This window comes from Bifidobacterium favimelis (assembly GCF_037963085.1).
Classification (GTDB): domain Bacteria; phylum Actinomycetota; class Actinomycetes; order Actinomycetales; family Bifidobacteriaceae; genus Bombiscardovia; species Bombiscardovia favimelis.
Window position 1 is genome coordinate 66,613 of record NZ_JBANDZ010000003.1, and the last position, 16,999, is coordinate 83,611.

The following is a 16,999-nucleotide window of genomic DNA, read 5'->3' on the forward strand; positions in this document are numbered from 1 at the left end:
TCGACAGATGAGCGCTGCAAAAGCGAGGGAGCGAGGAGACTGTCATGAGCGAAGAGGGACGTATGGCCTTGAGTCTGAGAGGCGTCCGACCTGTGGCACAGGTGCCCAGGAGGATGTTCGGCTCATTCGTCGAGCACCTGGGCAGGTGCGTCTACGGGGGCATCTACGAGCCGGGGGATCCCGCCGCCGACGAGGACGGCTTCAGGCGGGATGTGCTGGACCTTGTCAAGGAACTGGGCGTGACCTGCGTGCGTTATCCGGGTGGCAACTTCGTCTCCGGCTACAACTGGGAAGACGGGACGGGACCCCGGCAGGACCGTCCGGTCCGCCGTGACCTGGCCTGGCATGCCACGGAGACCAACCAGATGGGCATCGACGACTTCTACCGTTGGTCGCGCAAGGCCGGCACGGAGATCATGTTGGCGGTCAACATGGGCACCCGGGGGATGAAGTCGGCCCTGGAAGAACTGGAGTATGTCAACGGGGCCCCTGGCACCGAGCTGGCGGACCGGCGTGTGGCCAACGGGATTCCCGACCCCATGGGGGTTGCCATGTGGTGCATCGGCAATGAAATGGACGGCCCCTGGCAGGTGGGCCACATGAGCCCCGAGGAATACGCCGCCGCCGTCGACCGCACGGCCCACGCCATGAAGCTGGCCGATCCGGGCCTGCAACTGGTGGCCTGCGGCTCCTCATCAGCCCACATGCCCACCTTCGGGCGGTGGGAGCGGACCGTCCTGGGCAAGGCCTACGAGCACGTGGACTTCGTCTCCTGCCACGCCTACTACTACGAGCACCGGTCGGAGGGTCTGCAGGACTTCATGGCCAGTGACGAGGATATGAAGACCTTCATCACCTCCGTGGTCGAGGCGGCCGACGATGCCAGGGCCGCCAACCAGGGCCGGCGGAACATCATGCTCTCCTTCGACGAGTGGGGGGTGTGGAACTCAGAGGAGTGGAACCAGCAGGAGACCGAATGGAAGGCCTCCTCGAACGGCCTGCACACCCAGCCCTGGCCCGAGGCCCCCCGCCAGCTGGAGGAGGTCTACACCGCGGCCGATGCCGTGGTCGAGGGCGGACTGATGATCACCCTCCTCAAGCACAGCGACCGGGTCAGGTCCGCCTCCAGGGCCCAGCTGGTCAACGTGATAGCACCCATCATGGCCGAACCGGGCCAGCCGGCCTGGCGGCAGACCATCTTCTACCCCTTCGCCATCGCCGCCGCCCATGCCAGGGGGGATGTCTATCTGCCCCAGGTGGAGGGGGACGCACCCCAGGTGGAGACCAAATCCTACGGGTCCGTGGATGCGGTCGAGGCCGTGGTCACTTGGGACCCGACCGGGCGCGGGGAATGGTCCCAGGAAGGGGACCCCTGTGCCGCGGCTTGCGACGGAGGGCCGCAGGTCGGCTCCGGCTCAGGCCTGGTCCTGGCGGTCAACCGTGATGTGGCCGACGGCCACCGGGTGACCCTGGACCTGCGCGACCTGGGCGGGCAGGATGCCGGAAACCAGGCCGCCCTGCACGTTGTGGCCACCCACCTCCTGCACGATGACGACCCCCACGCGGTCAACGGCCCCGATCGGCCCGGCCGGGTGGCCCCCCACGCCTTCGACGTCGACTGCACAGGGGGGGTCATCTCCTTCGACCTCCCGCCCGTATCCTGGGCGGCCATCGAGCTCTCCCGCTGAGGGGGTGCGGTCGCAAGGCGGTTCCCCTCATCCGATAGATTGGTGCCTGTGAAAGGGCGGTCGGCAGACATGGCGGAGAGCAAGACAGGCAGGACGGGTGCAACGGGGGTGCCATCCGGCCCTCAGGACCGGGGGACTGCCCCCTCCGCCCTGCCCAGGTTCTGGGGCCTGGTCCTGTCCGTCGTCGTCCTGGGTTGCACGGTCGGCGCCTCCTCCGGTCTCCTTGCCCGTTTCTTCGACTGGACCCAGTGGGTCATGCTGGGATTCAAGGAGGAGCTGGGGGCTTCAGGGGCTTACACGGTGGCCCCGATCAGACGCTTCCTGTCGGTGGTGTTCGGCGCCCTGGCCGCCTCCCTTATCTGGTGGTTCCTGCGCAACCACTGCCGCCGGGTCCCTTCGGTCTCCCAGGCCGTCAAGGGGCAGGGGATGCCGGTGGGCCCCACCCTGGTGCACGTGCTCACCCAGATTTTCCTTGTGGCCTGCGGAGGGTCGATCGGCCGCGAGGTCGCCCCCAGGGAGGCGGGCGCCATGCTTGGCGGCCTCTGGGGCCGTCTGCGCGGCAGGCTGGGCCTTGAGGAAGGCGACCGGGCACTCCTGGTGGCCGCCAGTGCCGGGGCCGGTTTCGCCGGCATATATGTGGCCCCACTGACCGGGACCTTCTTCGGCATCGAGGTCCTCCTGGGCCGGGTGGACGGGACCGTGGTGGCCGTCAACCTCGCCATGTCCTCCCTGGCCACCCTGGTGGGCGGGTCCATCAAGGGCTTCGATGCCTACTACTCGGTGGGAGGGGAATCCTTCTCCCCCTGGTTCACCCTGGCGGCCCTCCTCCTGGGCCTGGTCATGGGGGTGGCCGGGGCCGGCTTCCGCCGGGCCACCTCCTGGGCCCAGGACCACCGGACGACCGATGCCAACATCATCTGGCAACTGACCGGAACCGGCCTGCTCACCGGTCTGGTGGCCATGTGGACCCCCCAGGTGATGGGCAACGGGCGGGTCCTGGCACAGACCGGCATCAACCAGGTCCCGGCCGCCTCCCTCCGGGCCGCCCTGGCCCCCATCGGCCTCCTCCTGGTCTTCGCCATGATCAAGGTCGTCTTCACCGTCCTGACCATCCGCACCGGCGCTTCGGGAGGTACCCTGACCCCTTCAATCGCCCTGGGTTCCGCCCTGGGGGCCGCAATCGGCCTGGTCGCACACCTCCTGGTCCCGGACCTGCCCGTCTGGCAGTGTGCCGTGGTCGGGGCGGCCGCCCTCCTGGCCGCATCCCAGCAGGCCCCGCTCATGGCCCTCTTCATGCTCATGGAGGTCTGCCGTCTGCCGGTCGCGGCCGCCCTGCCGATGACCATGGCCGTGGCGGCCGCGACGGTCGCCGCAGGCCTGGTCTGTGGCCATGGCCGTGAGCCTTCGCCGGATCGGCCAGAGCGCTGACGGGCTTCCGCCCGGGCCCGGCGCGCCTGGTCCGGCGCAGGCTTCACGAAGAGCAAAGGGCGGGGTTACGGTAAGGGAGTCTGGCTATACTCGGGCCAGTGGAAATCCCCGGGCGGCTTCTGATGATTCGCGGGCTGGCTGATTTTCAAGGGAGGCGCGCGGATCGCACATGAGGTAAAGGGGGTGCCAGCCGTGAGGACCGTCCTCGCGATTTTCCGCCGTGACCTCATGCGGATACTGCGCAACCCGGTGGCCTTGGTCGTGACCATAGGTGTGGCCATTCTTCCTTCCCTATACGCCTGGTTCAATATTCTGGCCCTCTGGGATCCTTACAGCAACACCGGCAACATCCCGGTGGCCGTTGTCAACCTGGACAGGGGGGCCGACTCGGCCGTCACGGGCAGGATCAACGCGGGCCGTTCGGTCGTCGAGGCCCTCAAGGACAACAAGAGCCTGGGCTGGCAGTTCGTGGACGACGAGTCCGCTGCCGTGGACCGGGTGCACTCTGGACGGTGCTATGCAGCCATCATCATCCCCAAGGGCTTCAGCGACGACCTGATCGGAATCGTCGACGGATCGGGTACCAGGCCCGCCCTGGACTACTACGTCAACGAGAAGAAGAACGCCATCGCCCCCAAGGTCACGGATACGGGGGCCTCCACCATCGATCAGCAGATCAACTCCATCTTCGTCTCCACGGTCAGCGATGCGCTCGCCTCCAAGGTCCTCCAGGCCAGGGGAGACTCAAAGGGGGCGGCCGAGCAGACCCGGGGGGCCGTTGTAAGTGACATCAACGGTGCCATCAGCGACCTGGATCAGATGAGGACCAGTCTGAAAGGCACTGACGGATCCCTGGACCAGGCCCGCAGGACGGTAGGTGATTCCAAAAAGAACGTGGATGACCTGGTCGGCCAGATAGAAGCCACGCGATCCTCCCTGTCCCGGTCCCGCAAGGAGGTGGACCAGGCCCGCAGGGGGGTGCTCTCCTTCTCGACCGACCTGAACGGCGCACTGACCCAGGGTTCCATGCAGCTCTCCGGCACCGTGGGGAGCGTGAACGCTGCCGCAGGCAATATAGACCGGGCTTTCAACGACACCGGCGACAAGGTCGACAGGGTCACCTCCAGCCTGGGCCAGGTGGTGGATGCCAATGACAGGGCCATCAAGACCCTGAAGGAGGGACTGGCCTCCTCCGGCCTCCAGCCGGGCGATCCCGTGTACGACTCAGTCCAGGAGCAGTTGGACCAACTTCAGAAGACGGCGGACAAGCAGCGGCAGGCCTTGGACGACTTCACCAAGGGTTCTTCGGATGCCCTCGAATCGGGCAGGAAGGCGGCTGACGACCTGACCGGCGCCATGTCCCAGACCGCCGGTACAGGGGCAGACGCCCTCAACCAGGCCAGCCGGTCCCTGACCGGCAGTCTCATGCCGGGCCTCCTCGGCGGGGTGGACGATGTATCGGCTGCCGCCGGCGACCTGGACGGGACCCTGAGCGGTCTGTCGACGGCAGCCCGACAGACCCGGGGGCTCCTGGACCAGTTGGATTCGACCATCGGGCAGACCCAGACCACCGTCGAGAGCACGCAGAAGTCACTGACCTCAATCAGGTCGGACCTGGACGGGGTCCGTACCGACGTGGCCGCCCTGGGCAGCTCGGCAGCCTGGAAACGCATATCCCAGGCGATCGACCTGAACCCCTCGGCCTTCGGCCAGGCCATGGCCGCCCCGGTCTCCCTGGAGACCCACACCGTCTATCCGGTGAAGAACTACGGCTCATCCGTGGCACCCTTCTACACCAACCTGGCCCTGTGGGTGGGAGGCTTCATCCTCATCGCCATCTACAAGTTGGAGGTGGACAAGGAGGGGATAGCCTCCTGCAGCGCCCGCCAGGCCTATTTGGGCCGCTGGCTCCTCCTCGTCTTCGTCGGCCTCTTCCAGGCGGTGATCGCCACGGTGGGCGACCTCATGCTCGGGATCCAGTGCGAAAAGCCCCTCCTCTTCGTCCTGGCCGGGGTCTTCTCCTCCTTCGTCTACATCAACATCATCTATGCCCTGGCGGCCACCTTCCGCCACATAGGCAAGGCCCTGGCCGTGGTCCTGGTCATCCTGCAGATACCCGGCTCCTCGGGGATGTACCCCATCGAGATGATGCCCGATTTCTTCCGGAACCTGAACCCCTGGCTCCCATTCACCTACGGGATCAACGCCATGCGTGAGACCATAGGCGGCATGTACGGGGCCGACTACTGGCAGGACATGCTCCATGTCTTCTGGTACCTGCCGGTGGCCCTCCTGATAGGTCTTGTCATCAGGCGGTACCTGCTCAACCTCAACGCCCTGTTCGACAGGCGGCTGGGGGCCACCGACCTCATGCTGACCGAGCAGAACCACTCGGCGGACTTCCGCCTCAACGTGAGCAGCCTTGTGCGTTCCTTCGTAGGTGAAGGAGGGGACTACCGCCGTATTCTGCGCGGCCGAGCCCACCGCTTCCTGGCCCTCTACCCCTACCTGATCAGGGTGGGCCTCTTCCTGGTCCTCCTGCCCGTGCTCTTCCTGGTCCTCCTGTTCAGCACCGAGGCCAAGATCGTCATGCTGATCGCCTGCATCGCCTCCATAGTCCTCATAGACACCTACCTGATCGTGGTCGAGTACATCTGTGACAGCTACGTACATCAGTTGGGCCTGTCCGAGGTGCCGGGCGGCGGCCTTCGTGACCTTCTCCTGCCCTCCCTGGCCGTCGACTCCGGCCGGGGGGAAGAGGGAGGACCGGTTCCCGCCGGCGAGGCGGTCACCGGCCGCCTGGACCGGGTCGTATCGGCGGGCGCCGACGACAATGACGACGAGGGGGGTGAGCGTCGATGAGGAACATCTGGAGGATCTTCCGGCGGGATGTGATCGACGCCACCAGCAACGTCATAGCCATCATCGTCATCATGGGGCTGATCATCGTCCCCGCCCTTTACGCCTGGTTCAACATCGCCGCAAGCTGGGACCCCTACAAGAACACCAAGGCCATCAAGGTGGCCGTGGCCAACACCGACCAGGGTTACAAGTCGGACCTGATCCCGGTAAAGATTAATGTGGGCGAGACGGTCACCAGCACCCTTCGCGCCAACGACCAGCTGGACTGGGAGTTCGTGGGCAGGCAGGAGGCCCTGGACGGGGTCGATTCTGGCAGGTACTACGCAGCCATCGTGATTCCGAAGAACTTCAGCGCGGACATGATGACCCTCTTCTCGCCCGACGTCAAGCACGCCAAGCTGGAGTACTACCTCAACAAGAAGAAGAACGCCATAGCCCCCAACGTCACCGGGAAGGGGGCAGATACGGTGGCGACCACCATCGACACCACCTTCGCCAAGACCGTGGGTCAGGTGGGCATCGACCTGGCCAGTCAGGTGTTCGCATACTCGCGCAGCCCCCAGATGCAGCAGTACCTGGACACCGCCAAGGACCATCTGGACGACCTGTCGGACAGGATGGAGTCGGCCTCTGTGCAGGTGAGGGCATATGGCGGGCTCCTGGATGCATCGGCGGGCCTGATCGACTCCACCGGGAAGATCATAGGCCAGTCCGACTCCGTCCTCGCCGACTCCCGCAAGGCCCTGGACCGGGGGACCCGGGGGGCGCAGACCGTGGGCAAGACCCTGGCCGGGTCGGCGGATTCCGTGGACCGGGCTCTGACCCAGGCCGGCCAGGCCTACGATTCCATATCGGCCAAGGTGGACGACGCCTTCGACCGGGCCGGTTCCCACTCGGACCAGGTCGCGGACCAGTTGGATGCGCTCGGGGGGAAGGTGGGCGAGTCCGCCACCGGCTATGAAGACATGGCCCGCCGCCTGGAGGACCTCCGCGAGGCAGTCGATGGGGACCGGCATCTTCCGGCCGACCAGCGCCAACGTCTTTTGGGGGCCATCGATCATGCGGCCGCCTCGATCAGGTCGGCCCAGAGTGCGCAGAAGGACCTGGCCGACCGCCTGACGAAGGCGGCGCAGACCGCCAGGACCGGCGGCGATCTGGGGAAGGCCCGCAAGGACCTCAAAGACAAGATCTCCCAGGCCCGCCGATCGGTGGCCGGCGTAACCGACGACTACCGGAAGGACCTCCGTCCCCAGCTGGACTCCCTGTCAGGATCCGTGGACGAGGTGGCCAATCGGGCGGGTGAATTGGCGACCGGTCTGGACAGGACGGTCAAGGGGGCAGGTGGACTGTCGGGGACGGTCGCTGGCGACATCGGGCAGGCCAAGGGCCAGCTGGTTGCCATCGCCGACCGGTTGGACCATGCATCCCAAGAGATGGACACCTTGAGCGCCCACCTGTCAAAGGCATACGCCGCCAAGGACGGAAAAGAGAGCCAAGCTGCGGCCAAGCTCCTCAGCGGTGATACGGACATACTCGCCTCCCTCCTGTCCTCCCCCGCCGCCGTCGAACGCAAGGCGGTCTTCCCCGTCATGAATTACGGGTCTGCCATGACCCCCTTCTATTCCACGCTTTCCATCTGGGTCGGGGCCACGATCCTGGCTGCGATGATGAAGGTCGCCCTATCAGACAAGAAGAAGGCCCGGATCCTCGGCATGCCCTCCTTGGAGAAGGGCTGGAGACAGGCCGATGATATGGAAGGGACCGTGACCTCCCCTCATCCCTGGGGCGCCTTCCGTCCGGATTCTCCCGGGAACGCCCGCCGGTTCGGACTCAAGCTCTACCAGGAGTACTTCGGGCGCTTCCTGATATTCGCCCTCCTGGCCGTATTCCAGGGGATACTGATCGGCCTGGGTGACCTGTACTACCTGAAGGTCCAGTGCATCCACCCCCTCATGTTCATCCTGGTTGCCGCCTTCGCTTCCTTCGTCTTCATGAACCTCATCTACACCCTGGTGGTCTCCTTCGGCGACATCGGCAAGGCCATCGCGGTCATCCTGCTTGTCATGCAGGTGGCCGGATCCGGCGGCACCTTCCCCATGGAGACCCTGCCGGGCTTCTTCCAGGGGGTCTATCCCTTCCTCCCCTTCGTCCATGCCATCGGTGCCATGCAGTCGGCCGTGGCCGGTGCCTACGGGATGGAGTTCTGGCGTGAGATGGGCTTCCTGGCCCTCTTCCTGGTCCCGTCCCTCCTACTGGGGCTGGTCCTGCGCAAGCCGGTGATTCGCTGCAACGACTGGATAGTTCGGAACCTGGAGCGGACCAAGCTCATGTGACAGCGGCTCCCTGCCGCGCCGTCATCATGTCCAACGGGTGGACAACCGCCTCCAGAATCCCGCAGGGTTTTTTCATAGGCCAAAACACATATAATCCGCTAGAAAAACATAAAGAGATTGATGGAATAACAATACTATTTTATATCAATGGGGGTGTGTGCTCAGTCACAATTCCACTTTGTGACAAGATTGTCGGATATCTGATAGGATTTAAGTCTGTATGTAGCGCACTCTCTGTGTGTTATCTACGAAATCGGTAAAAGGATGTCCTCATGTCCATCCGATTGGGGGGGTTTCGGATTCCATCAAAGGGGTTCGTCGGGGCCGAAGCCATGGATAAGGGCCTACTAGCCACGAAGAAGGGGAATGGGAATGAGTCGTAGAGCAGACTTGCACATAGGGTCTCAGACGGAGAGGCGGGCTCCCTGGCGCAGGGTCTTAGCACTGGCCGGACTCTTGGTGGCGCTCGCCACCCTCCTCACAGGCTTGACGCCACCGGCACAGGCCATAGGTGAAGGGCCGGAGGCCACCTTTGCCGCGGATATCGTGGATGCGGACGGCGGTCCCGTCCCCCTGGTCGACGGTCGGTACACAATCACGTCAGGTCCTCTTTACTACTACCGCCTGAGCATGGGCTGCCCCGGTGCCAATTCACCGGATGGGCATTGCGGAAAGGGCGTGGCTGACCTGACCATGCCGAAGCAGTTCGCCATCCAGTCAAGTCGGCTCGCCATCCCCAACGGGGTCACTGTGGATTCCGGGGAATCAGGTGACAACACGACAGTCAAGGTGACCTGGGCGGATCTGGCCCAGGCGCAGAACGTGATACGCCTGCCTTTCATCTTCTCCAAAGACTCTCGGTTCGATGATTACGACGGCAAATTCGTCGAGATGACAGCCCAGGCCAGTGCCACCAAGGAGACCGGCAGGGACAGCGGCACCCGCAGCTTCAACAAGATGACCTTCCCCGTGGTCCAGAGGGTGAGGAAGCTGCCCAGCGGTAATCTTGTGATGAGAGACTTCTCCCCCGCCCCCTCGGTCAATGTCAATGAAACCGCACCTGTCGTGGGTGACATGGACATCACGAACCTGACCAACGCGGACGCCGACCTCAGCTTCGTCTCCCCCGGCAGGTCCTCGTTGGGCGGATATGCAGGGCGCATCTATGATGCCTTCGACCTGAAGAAGGTCAGAGTCTTCGCCCCAGCAGGCAAGGAGCTCAGAGGCAGCGTCACCTTCACCTGCGGAGCCGGCGGGCAGCAGAAGGTCGATTTCACGGCGCCCGACTCCGGGGCCGATGTGGCCGTACTCGGTTCATGCACGGATGTGACCGGTTACAAGGTGGTCTATCAGAATGTCCCCTCAGGCGCACACGTGAAATTGAGCCCCATCTTCGAGCTGCGCAAGACCCTCCGGGGGACCGACGACCCCGTGGTCACATCCCAGACGGGCAGTTCCAAGTTCCTGGATGACGCCACGCTGGTGGCCACGGTCCAACCCGAGAATTCATCTTCCTCCCCGCTTTCCTTCAGTCGCAGCATCGGTGTCAACCCCTTGGTCCCCTCTGTCTCCGTCAATCAGAAGTGGACGACGCAGAGCGGTGATCAAAAGTCCGTATACGGGCGCGATGAGGCCTCGACTTCGGTCATCCGCTTCTCCAACTCAGGCCCCGTCGACCTCAAATCCATCAAGATTTCAGTGCCCGGCACGGATAACTACGGCAGAAGGGGCGAATCATTCAACTATGAGGGACTGACAGGCCGGCCTGCGGTGACCTTCCCCCGGAACGCCACGAAGGCGACCGTCACTTACTATCGTTATGTCGGCGGAAGGTTGGTTGCGGACTCTCCGATCGTGTTCCATGACGGGGACCCCATGCCCGATCCGTCGCCCGCGCTGGATTTCAGCCAGGTTGCCGGCATGGATGTCGTATTCGAAGCCGGCGGGGTTTCGACCGCCCTTCCTGCTGGCTGCTCCCTGGAGGGGACCGAATCCTGTGCGGGATCCCTGTCTCTTCCCATGAAGTTGCGTAAGGAACGTCTTGACGACGGCCGGCCCATCAAGCCGTCCTACGCCGAACGAACATATGTCACCAATGTGGCCGAGGCCTCGGCCGTGTCCACGACTGACATCAAGACCTCGGGCATGAAATCCCCCCAGACTCTCTACCTCGATAAACCCGGGTATTTTGTCTCGACACTGTCGAAGGCAATCGGGGAGCCGAAAGTGTCATACCCGGCGGCAGGCATAAACGCAGCGGGAGACCTCTGGAACAGGGATGCCGATTACGCGCACCAGGACTACGGGGAGCATGAGATCAAGCTGTCGGCTACCTCGTATTCGACGGACACCGCGGCCCCCGCCGACGGGCCCGAGTACTTTGTCATGGACGACCCCTTCAGGTTCGATTCCACTCCGGATCTGAGCCAGTTGAAAGATTCCTTCTACAACTTCGCCAGGTTCACCCAATTGAACGGGTTCACCAATGGTGAAGAGGGGGCCATCTGCAAGTCGGACGACACCGATATCGCCACCGATGAGAGCCTGAAGGTCTGGGTGGTCGACAGGGTGGACGGGGCCAGGACCCTGACCCTCAAGGATTATGACAGCTCTATTCCCCTGGATTCCATCGTCGGCGTCAGAGTCACCCTGAAACCCAGATCCCAGTCGTATTATCCGGCCAATATCCGATGCAGCGTGAAGGTGGGCAAGGTCAAGTGGCGCAAGACGGCGATCACGGACGGCGCGGCCGGTGCCCCCGGCAGGGCCGTCAACCCGGACAACTACCCGGCACCCAACGATGACAATGATGATCCCGACCCCTATTACCCGGGTCTGACGAGGAAGAGGAACTACTTCTCCGTCACGACCGAAACCAATGCGAATGTGAACATTCCCTGGAATACCGCCAACGACCAGATGCTTCTCGTCGACCGGCCCAGGTCCCGCGCGTTCAAGCGGATTCCCGACAATGCCAGTCGCGGCAGTTTCGAGCAGCAGGACGGGGTTACGGACTTCATCGTCGGCGGCATGGTGGAAGGTACCGACAAGGCACTGAAAGTCGTGGACGGCGATCCCGAGGGAACCATCTACCAGGGTCTGCATGACGAGGGCAGGTCGGACGGGACTCCCGACGACAAGGGACAATCGTTCGACTTCCTCAGGTTGATCGGTCTGAGCACTTTCAACGTCGGGCCCGACCAGAAGGTTGCTGTGAGACTTCTGGACAAGCAGGGCCGCCTCATCAAGAACGGGAAGATAGAGGTTCCGAAGGGTGGGGTGAGCGACGACGATCTCGAAAAAATAGAAAGCAAGGCTTATGAGAACGTCTGGAAGACGCCGCGAGCAGTCACCTGGGATGGGTCTGGCCCCAGCCCCGATGAGCTGGACAGGACGGCCCAATTCGAAGCCATCCTGACCAGGCTGAGCGACCCAGACAAGGCCCTGCCCAAGAGCGCTCAGTTGATCTTCCATGTCAACGCCCAACTCAGGCGAAACTACGCCATACACCCCCAGTATGGCAAGGTCCTGGGCACTTCGGACGGCATCAGACGCCAGGACCCCGCCCTGAACACGTCAGCGGATGCGGCGCTGAAGAACGAGTTCGCCGGTCTGGAACAGGCCTATGTCAACAGAGCCAGGGTGGACGCCCAGGCGGTCGGGTCCGATGATTACCGGAATCTGGCCGTGGTGAAGCACTCCTACCGTGTTTGGCAGCAACCGGATGAACTGCAGCTGGAGACGAAGATCGACTGGAGCAATCCAAAGAACCTGCTTGTCGCCACCCAGCGCACCAAGAGCACGATGACCATGTCCGTGGCAAACGTGACCAGATCGTCTGTGGACAACGGTGGCAGCTCAAAGACGGATGTGGGCATGAGCGTCAACAAGACCTCGGTCGGTGTCGGGATAACCACATCAGGCAGGGTGGCGCCGAACGACATGAAAGCCAACCCCTTCCAGATGGTCGATTTCACCGGCATAAGCGACATTGTCTATCCCAAACTGGCCAATGCGAAGGCAACGCCCCAAAAGCCCAATGCGGACAAGGCCGATGCAACCATCGAACTCTTCCGTTGGGATTCCGGGACTTCCTCGGTCGTGGCCGTTGACCCGATGGAGGTCAGTGCCGGAACCGCCGCACGGGACATCAATCTGCCCGCGGGGCTGGATCCTTCCACCGTGGTGGGCGTCAAAGTCTCCTTCCACAAGAAGGACTTCCTCATTCTCTCCAGGTTCGGTTCAGCTGCCCGCAACAAGGGAGAGATATCGATCGACACGGAGCTCAGGGACCAGGTCCGGGTCAGCTCGGCCGGCTACATCTTCCAGGAGCAGAGGAATAACCCATCCGACCCGAACGAGGTGTGGCCTGATCCTCCTTACGAGTTGGCCGGTGCCGGTGCCATCGGCATCAACGGTCCATACGACTGCTCCGCAGGGGACTTCCACGGCCATCCCTGCAGGAACGGGGCAGGCCAGCGGCTGACGGCGCCCGTGCACTCTTCCGTCTCCGTGACGGGAGAGGACAAGGAGGAGTCCAACTGGCCCGACTGTTCGCCGTCCATTCATAGGGACTGCTCCACGATCAACCTCCAGCACACCACATACAAGGTCGGTACGAAGTCAAATGTCGGATCCCCTTCCATGTCGCGTGACAGCATCATGTCTTTGGCTGAATCCGCCAAGCCCAGGATCACCAGCACGATCGAGACGGCCAACACCGGCAACGCCGGGGCGGATGAACTGCAACTGTCCACCCTCGCGCCGCCCAACAACAATTCCGGCCGTGACATAGCGGTCTGGGACATCGACACGGAGCCCACCGATCCCACGAACTACGCCATGGACACCAATTCCTTCTTCGACGTAGACAATCTGGTCGGCCTGTCCGTCAATCTGCCGGTTTCCTCATACGGCTATATGAGCCTCAGGACCGATTCAAAGCCCGGCAGCATAGGCGGCGGGAGATGGACCAGTTGGTTCAGGGTCTCCGGCGGCCCGGTGAGCGCACCTGCCGGCATCAACTTCGCAGACGTGACGGGCATCAGGCTCAAGGTCTTGGGAGGCAGCGAGGAGAATCGTCAGAGGATTCCCGCCGACGCCAAGGCCACGATCACTCTGACCAGCACCCTGCGTGAGAAGTTGAGGACCAACTCGAGGCTTGATGCCCCTTATGGCGAGGCGGAGAAAGAGTCTACAGACGCCAATGGCGACGTGACCGACCGGTGGTGGGAAATACCCCTGCACGCCACAAGTGCCATCATCGTCGGAAACAAGGGTCTGAGCGACACGAGGCAGGTCAGAGACACCTCCGACGCGGACAGCATGCAGGCGATCAAGCTGGGTCATACGACCCCGCAGGCCTTCAAGTTCGTCGAAAACTATGACCCTGTCAACAACACGGGAAAGAAGTCCGTCAGCCACTTCCCCGGTGACTATGTCAACTTCTATCTTGTTCTTGCCAACAACAGCAAGACCGACTCCGCCACCCTCTACCGTCCCAGCATCCGGGACAACATACCCGGTCAGCTGATCTACAACGCCCAGCTCTGGGAGATCATGTCCCAACCGGACAGGCTCAGGTCCATCAGACCTGATGTGAAGATGGACGCGGATGCATCCCGCAGGGTCACTGCGATCACCTGGACTTGGGGCCAGTCCGATGCCTACCTTCTGCCGGGTGAGCGCATCATCATACGCCTGCCTCTTCAGGTGGGGCCGGGCATCTCCTCGATTCAGAAGAACGAGTTGTCGGTTGCGGCCGATGGCTCGAGGGCTGGCCTGTCGACCGAAACGGTACAGACCGAGTGCACAAGGGACTACACGGGGCCGGACAAGTGCCGGTCCGATGCTTCCGTCGAAACGCAGGGGCAGGCGAACACCGCCGTCGAGAAATACGTCAACGCCGGAGATTTCGGCGATGTCATGACCAACGGTGCCAAATGCGACATCTCCAACAGGATGACTTGGGGTCAGGGCAAGTGGGATAAATTCCCCTGCATCCGCCGCGCCACACCCGGCGAGGAGCTGACCTACCGTTTGAAGATCACCAACAGCGGAAGTGTGGCCGTCGACGAGTTCAGGGCTGTGGATGAACTCCCCTACGCCAACGATGTGGGCACCGTCCTCGACGGTCAACGCGGTTCGACCGTGACGCCGGTCTACGTGCCGGGGTCGGCCAAGGTCCTGAGCGGGCCGGAAGCCGAAGCCCTTGGCGCGGTCAAGGACCTCAAATCCACGGTGGAGTATTCCTCCAACCCCAACCCGTGCGCCCTGCTTGACGCCAAGGCGGGAAACAACACCATGAAATGCGAGTCGTCGGGCCTGACCTGGACGGCGAATGAACCCGCCTTGGGTGTCTCCTCGATGAGATTTGTGGTCAAGTCTGCCGATGGGTCCAGGGGTGCCTTCGCTCCCGGGGCTTATGTCGTGGTCGAATTCAAGGTGAAGGTTCCCTCCGACGCAAGGACGGACGGCGACCAGGAGATCATCAACACCGCTGCCGTTTCAGGCGGCACCAACACCTCGTGGGGGTCCGCAATGGAGTCCCAACCCAGCCAGGTCAGGCTGGGCAGCGGCTCCTACACGGTGAACCTGGGCATCCGCCCAGACTCCCCGGTCGCATCCTGGCATGTACCCGGTGCCGTCTTCAAGGTCGGATACCGGTGTGATGGTTTCACGGACAAGTCAGGCATCTTGGAAATCGGTCCCTTCAACGGTGTGGATGAATCGCATTCCGCCAGGGTCGACGACATTCCCCTGGGCTCCGTCTGCAAGGTGACCGGCATGGATTATGTACCTGACGGTTATACCGGACGTCCCTCCTACTACGGCCACGCCACGGCCGACACCCCCGCCAAGGGTTACGGCTATGAGGTGGGTGACCCCGTCACTGTCGGGGTGGTCAAGGATGAAGACGACCAGAGCACGAGGGATGCGTCGGACGAATCCGACACCCAGCAGGCGGCGGCCGACTCGGTCGAGCAGAAGGGGACGCTTGACTTCGCGGCGACCGGTCTGAACGTGACCAAGAAAGTCGACGACCAGACCGGGGCGATAGACAGGAACCGAAGGTTCTCCTTCAAGAGCAGTTGCTCCTTGGGCAGTCACAAGGGTTCAGAATCAGCATTCGACCTGGCCGACGGTGAAAGCAAGGATCTGGGGCACCTGCCTGTCGGCGCGGATTGCTCGGTCGAGGAAACCGATGCAAAGGGGGCGACCGAGGTCCTTCCTCAGATCGATGCCACCCTCGGCACCGACAGGGCCGGGAGGAAGATCAAGGCCGACACGAAGATCAAGCCGAAGTCGGGCGGGTTCGAGGTCGGCAATCTCGGGCCTGTCGACCATCCAGGGGAAGGTCACAGGCTTGATGTCGTCAACCGTTTCGAAAGGGGCGGTGACATCAGGATCATCAAGAAGGTCAAGGTCAACACGGGTTCGACCCCTGCCGGACGTTATGTGGTCGATCTCTCCTGCAAGGTCGGAGGCGAAGATGTGCCCCTGACCGATGCGCAGAAGCACCACGTGTTCGATATGGCCGCCGGACAGGAGGAGGACTCCTATACGGTCGCCGGCCTGCCGGTGGGGACCATCTGCCAAGCTGTGGAATCCGACCATGGCGGCGCCAAGGTGAACTCCGTCAAGGACACCCAGGGCGATCCGGCTGACGGGAAGGTGACGGTCTCCGCTGACAAGTCGCAGGATGTGACGTTGACATCCGCGTATGTGCGTTCCCTCCCCCTGACCATCGAGAAGCAGGTCAGGACCAACAAGGGGACCACCCCCGCCGCCACCTTCGTGGCCGAGCTCTCCTGCACGGTTGACGGGGAGTCCGTCCCCCTGCAGGGATCCGACAGCCGCCACGTGTTCCAATTCCCGGAGGGGGATTCCAAGGAGGCCTCGCAGTCATATGAGGTCAGGGATCTGCCTGAGGGGACCGTCTGCAGGATCGTGGAAACCGATCACGGCGGTTCGACCAAGAACAGGGTTGTCGGGACTGCCGCCGACGGCAGTCTGGCCTTGAGCACGGAGCAAGAGAACAAGGTCGTCCTGGTCAGTGAGTACGACCGGGCCAACCCTCTGGTGGTCGAGAAGGAAATCCGTGGCGATATCCCATCCTATGACCGCTACCTGTCCGAACTCTCCTGCACGGTCGGCGGGGAGACCCTCCCCCTGTCGCAGGCGGACAGCCGCCACCTGTTCGAATTCACCGGGGGGCAGACCAAGCAGTCCTACGAGGTCAAGTACCTGCCGGTAGGGGCCGTTTGCGGGGTCACGGTGCGCCGCGATGTCTCAGGCGGTGATGTGGTCAGCGAGAGCATCTCCGGTCTGGACGCCGACGGCAAGGTGACCATGCAGTCTGAGGGTGATCAGAAGGTGACCTCAGTCACCGTCTTCAAGAAGAAGGAAGTGCCTGGCACTGGTTCCCACAAGCCGGGCAAGCCGACCAAGCCGGGCAGGCCGACCGAGTCCAAGCCGGCCGGCGGGCATGACCCCTTGGGCAGGACCGGAAGCGTGGTGACCGGTTTCGTCGCCCTGGCGACCGTACTCATGGCGGGTGGTCTCCTCCTCGTCAGGAAGAGGACGGCCAGGGCTGCCGGCCGTCACATGCGCTGAGCCGGTTCCCGCATAGATGGGTCCCCGGGCCATTCAGGCCCGGGGACCCATCTGTTTCCTGCCGCTTCGGCA

At 63.1% G+C, this 16,999-nt stretch carries 5 protein-coding genes; all 5 read left to right on the forward strand.

Annotation, left to right across the window (positions count from 1 at the left end):
- The first annotated feature begins 44 nt into the window (after positions 1-44).
- The gene (locus V6584_RS07600; protein WP_340470063.1) at positions 45-1,688 is read left to right on the forward strand and encodes an alpha-N-arabinofuranosidase; all 1,644 of its coding nucleotides are present in this window, start codon (positions 45-47) and stop codon (positions 1,686-1,688) included.
- Between the two features lie 48 nt (positions 1,689-1,736).
- Entirely contained in the window at positions 1,737-3,116 is a 1,380-nt protein-coding gene (locus tag V6584_RS07605; RefSeq protein WP_340486358.1) for a chloride channel protein, read from the forward strand.
- 192 nt (positions 3,117-3,308) lie between these two features.
- Positions 3,309-5,978, forward strand: coding sequence for a YhgE/Pip family protein (locus tag V6584_RS07610; protein ID WP_340486360.1), 2,670 nt, complete (start codon positions 3,309-3,311; stop codon positions 5,976-5,978).
- Positions 5,975-8,311 (forward strand): YhgE/Pip family protein, encoded by a 2,337-nt coding sequence (locus tag V6584_RS07615; RefSeq protein WP_340470057.1) that lies wholly within the window; start codon positions 5,975-5,977, stop codon positions 8,309-8,311. Before V6584_RS07610 ends, V6584_RS07615 begins: the two co-directional genes overlap by 4 nt.
- A gap of 372 nt (positions 8,312-8,683) precedes the next feature.
- The gene (locus V6584_RS07620; protein WP_340470056.1) at positions 8,684-16,927 is read left to right on the forward strand and encodes a DUF5979 domain-containing protein; all 8,244 of its coding nucleotides are present in this window, start codon (positions 8,684-8,686) and stop codon (positions 16,925-16,927) included.
- Positions 16,928-16,999: the final 72 nt, after the last annotated feature.

Bases quoted from the DNA above. Each gene is read 5' to 3' on its own strand.
- V6584_RS07615 (WP_340470057.1), top strand. From the start codon at position 5,975: ATGAGGAACATCTGGAGGATCTTCCGGCGGGATGTGATCGACGCCACC.
- V6584_RS07620 (WP_340470056.1), top strand. From the start codon at position 8,684: ATGAGTCGTAGAGCAGACTTGCACATAGGGTCTCAGACGGAGAGGCGG.
- V6584_RS07600 (WP_340470063.1), top strand. From the start codon at position 45: ATGAGCGAAGAGGGACGTATGGCCTTGAGTCTGAGAGGCGTCCGACCT.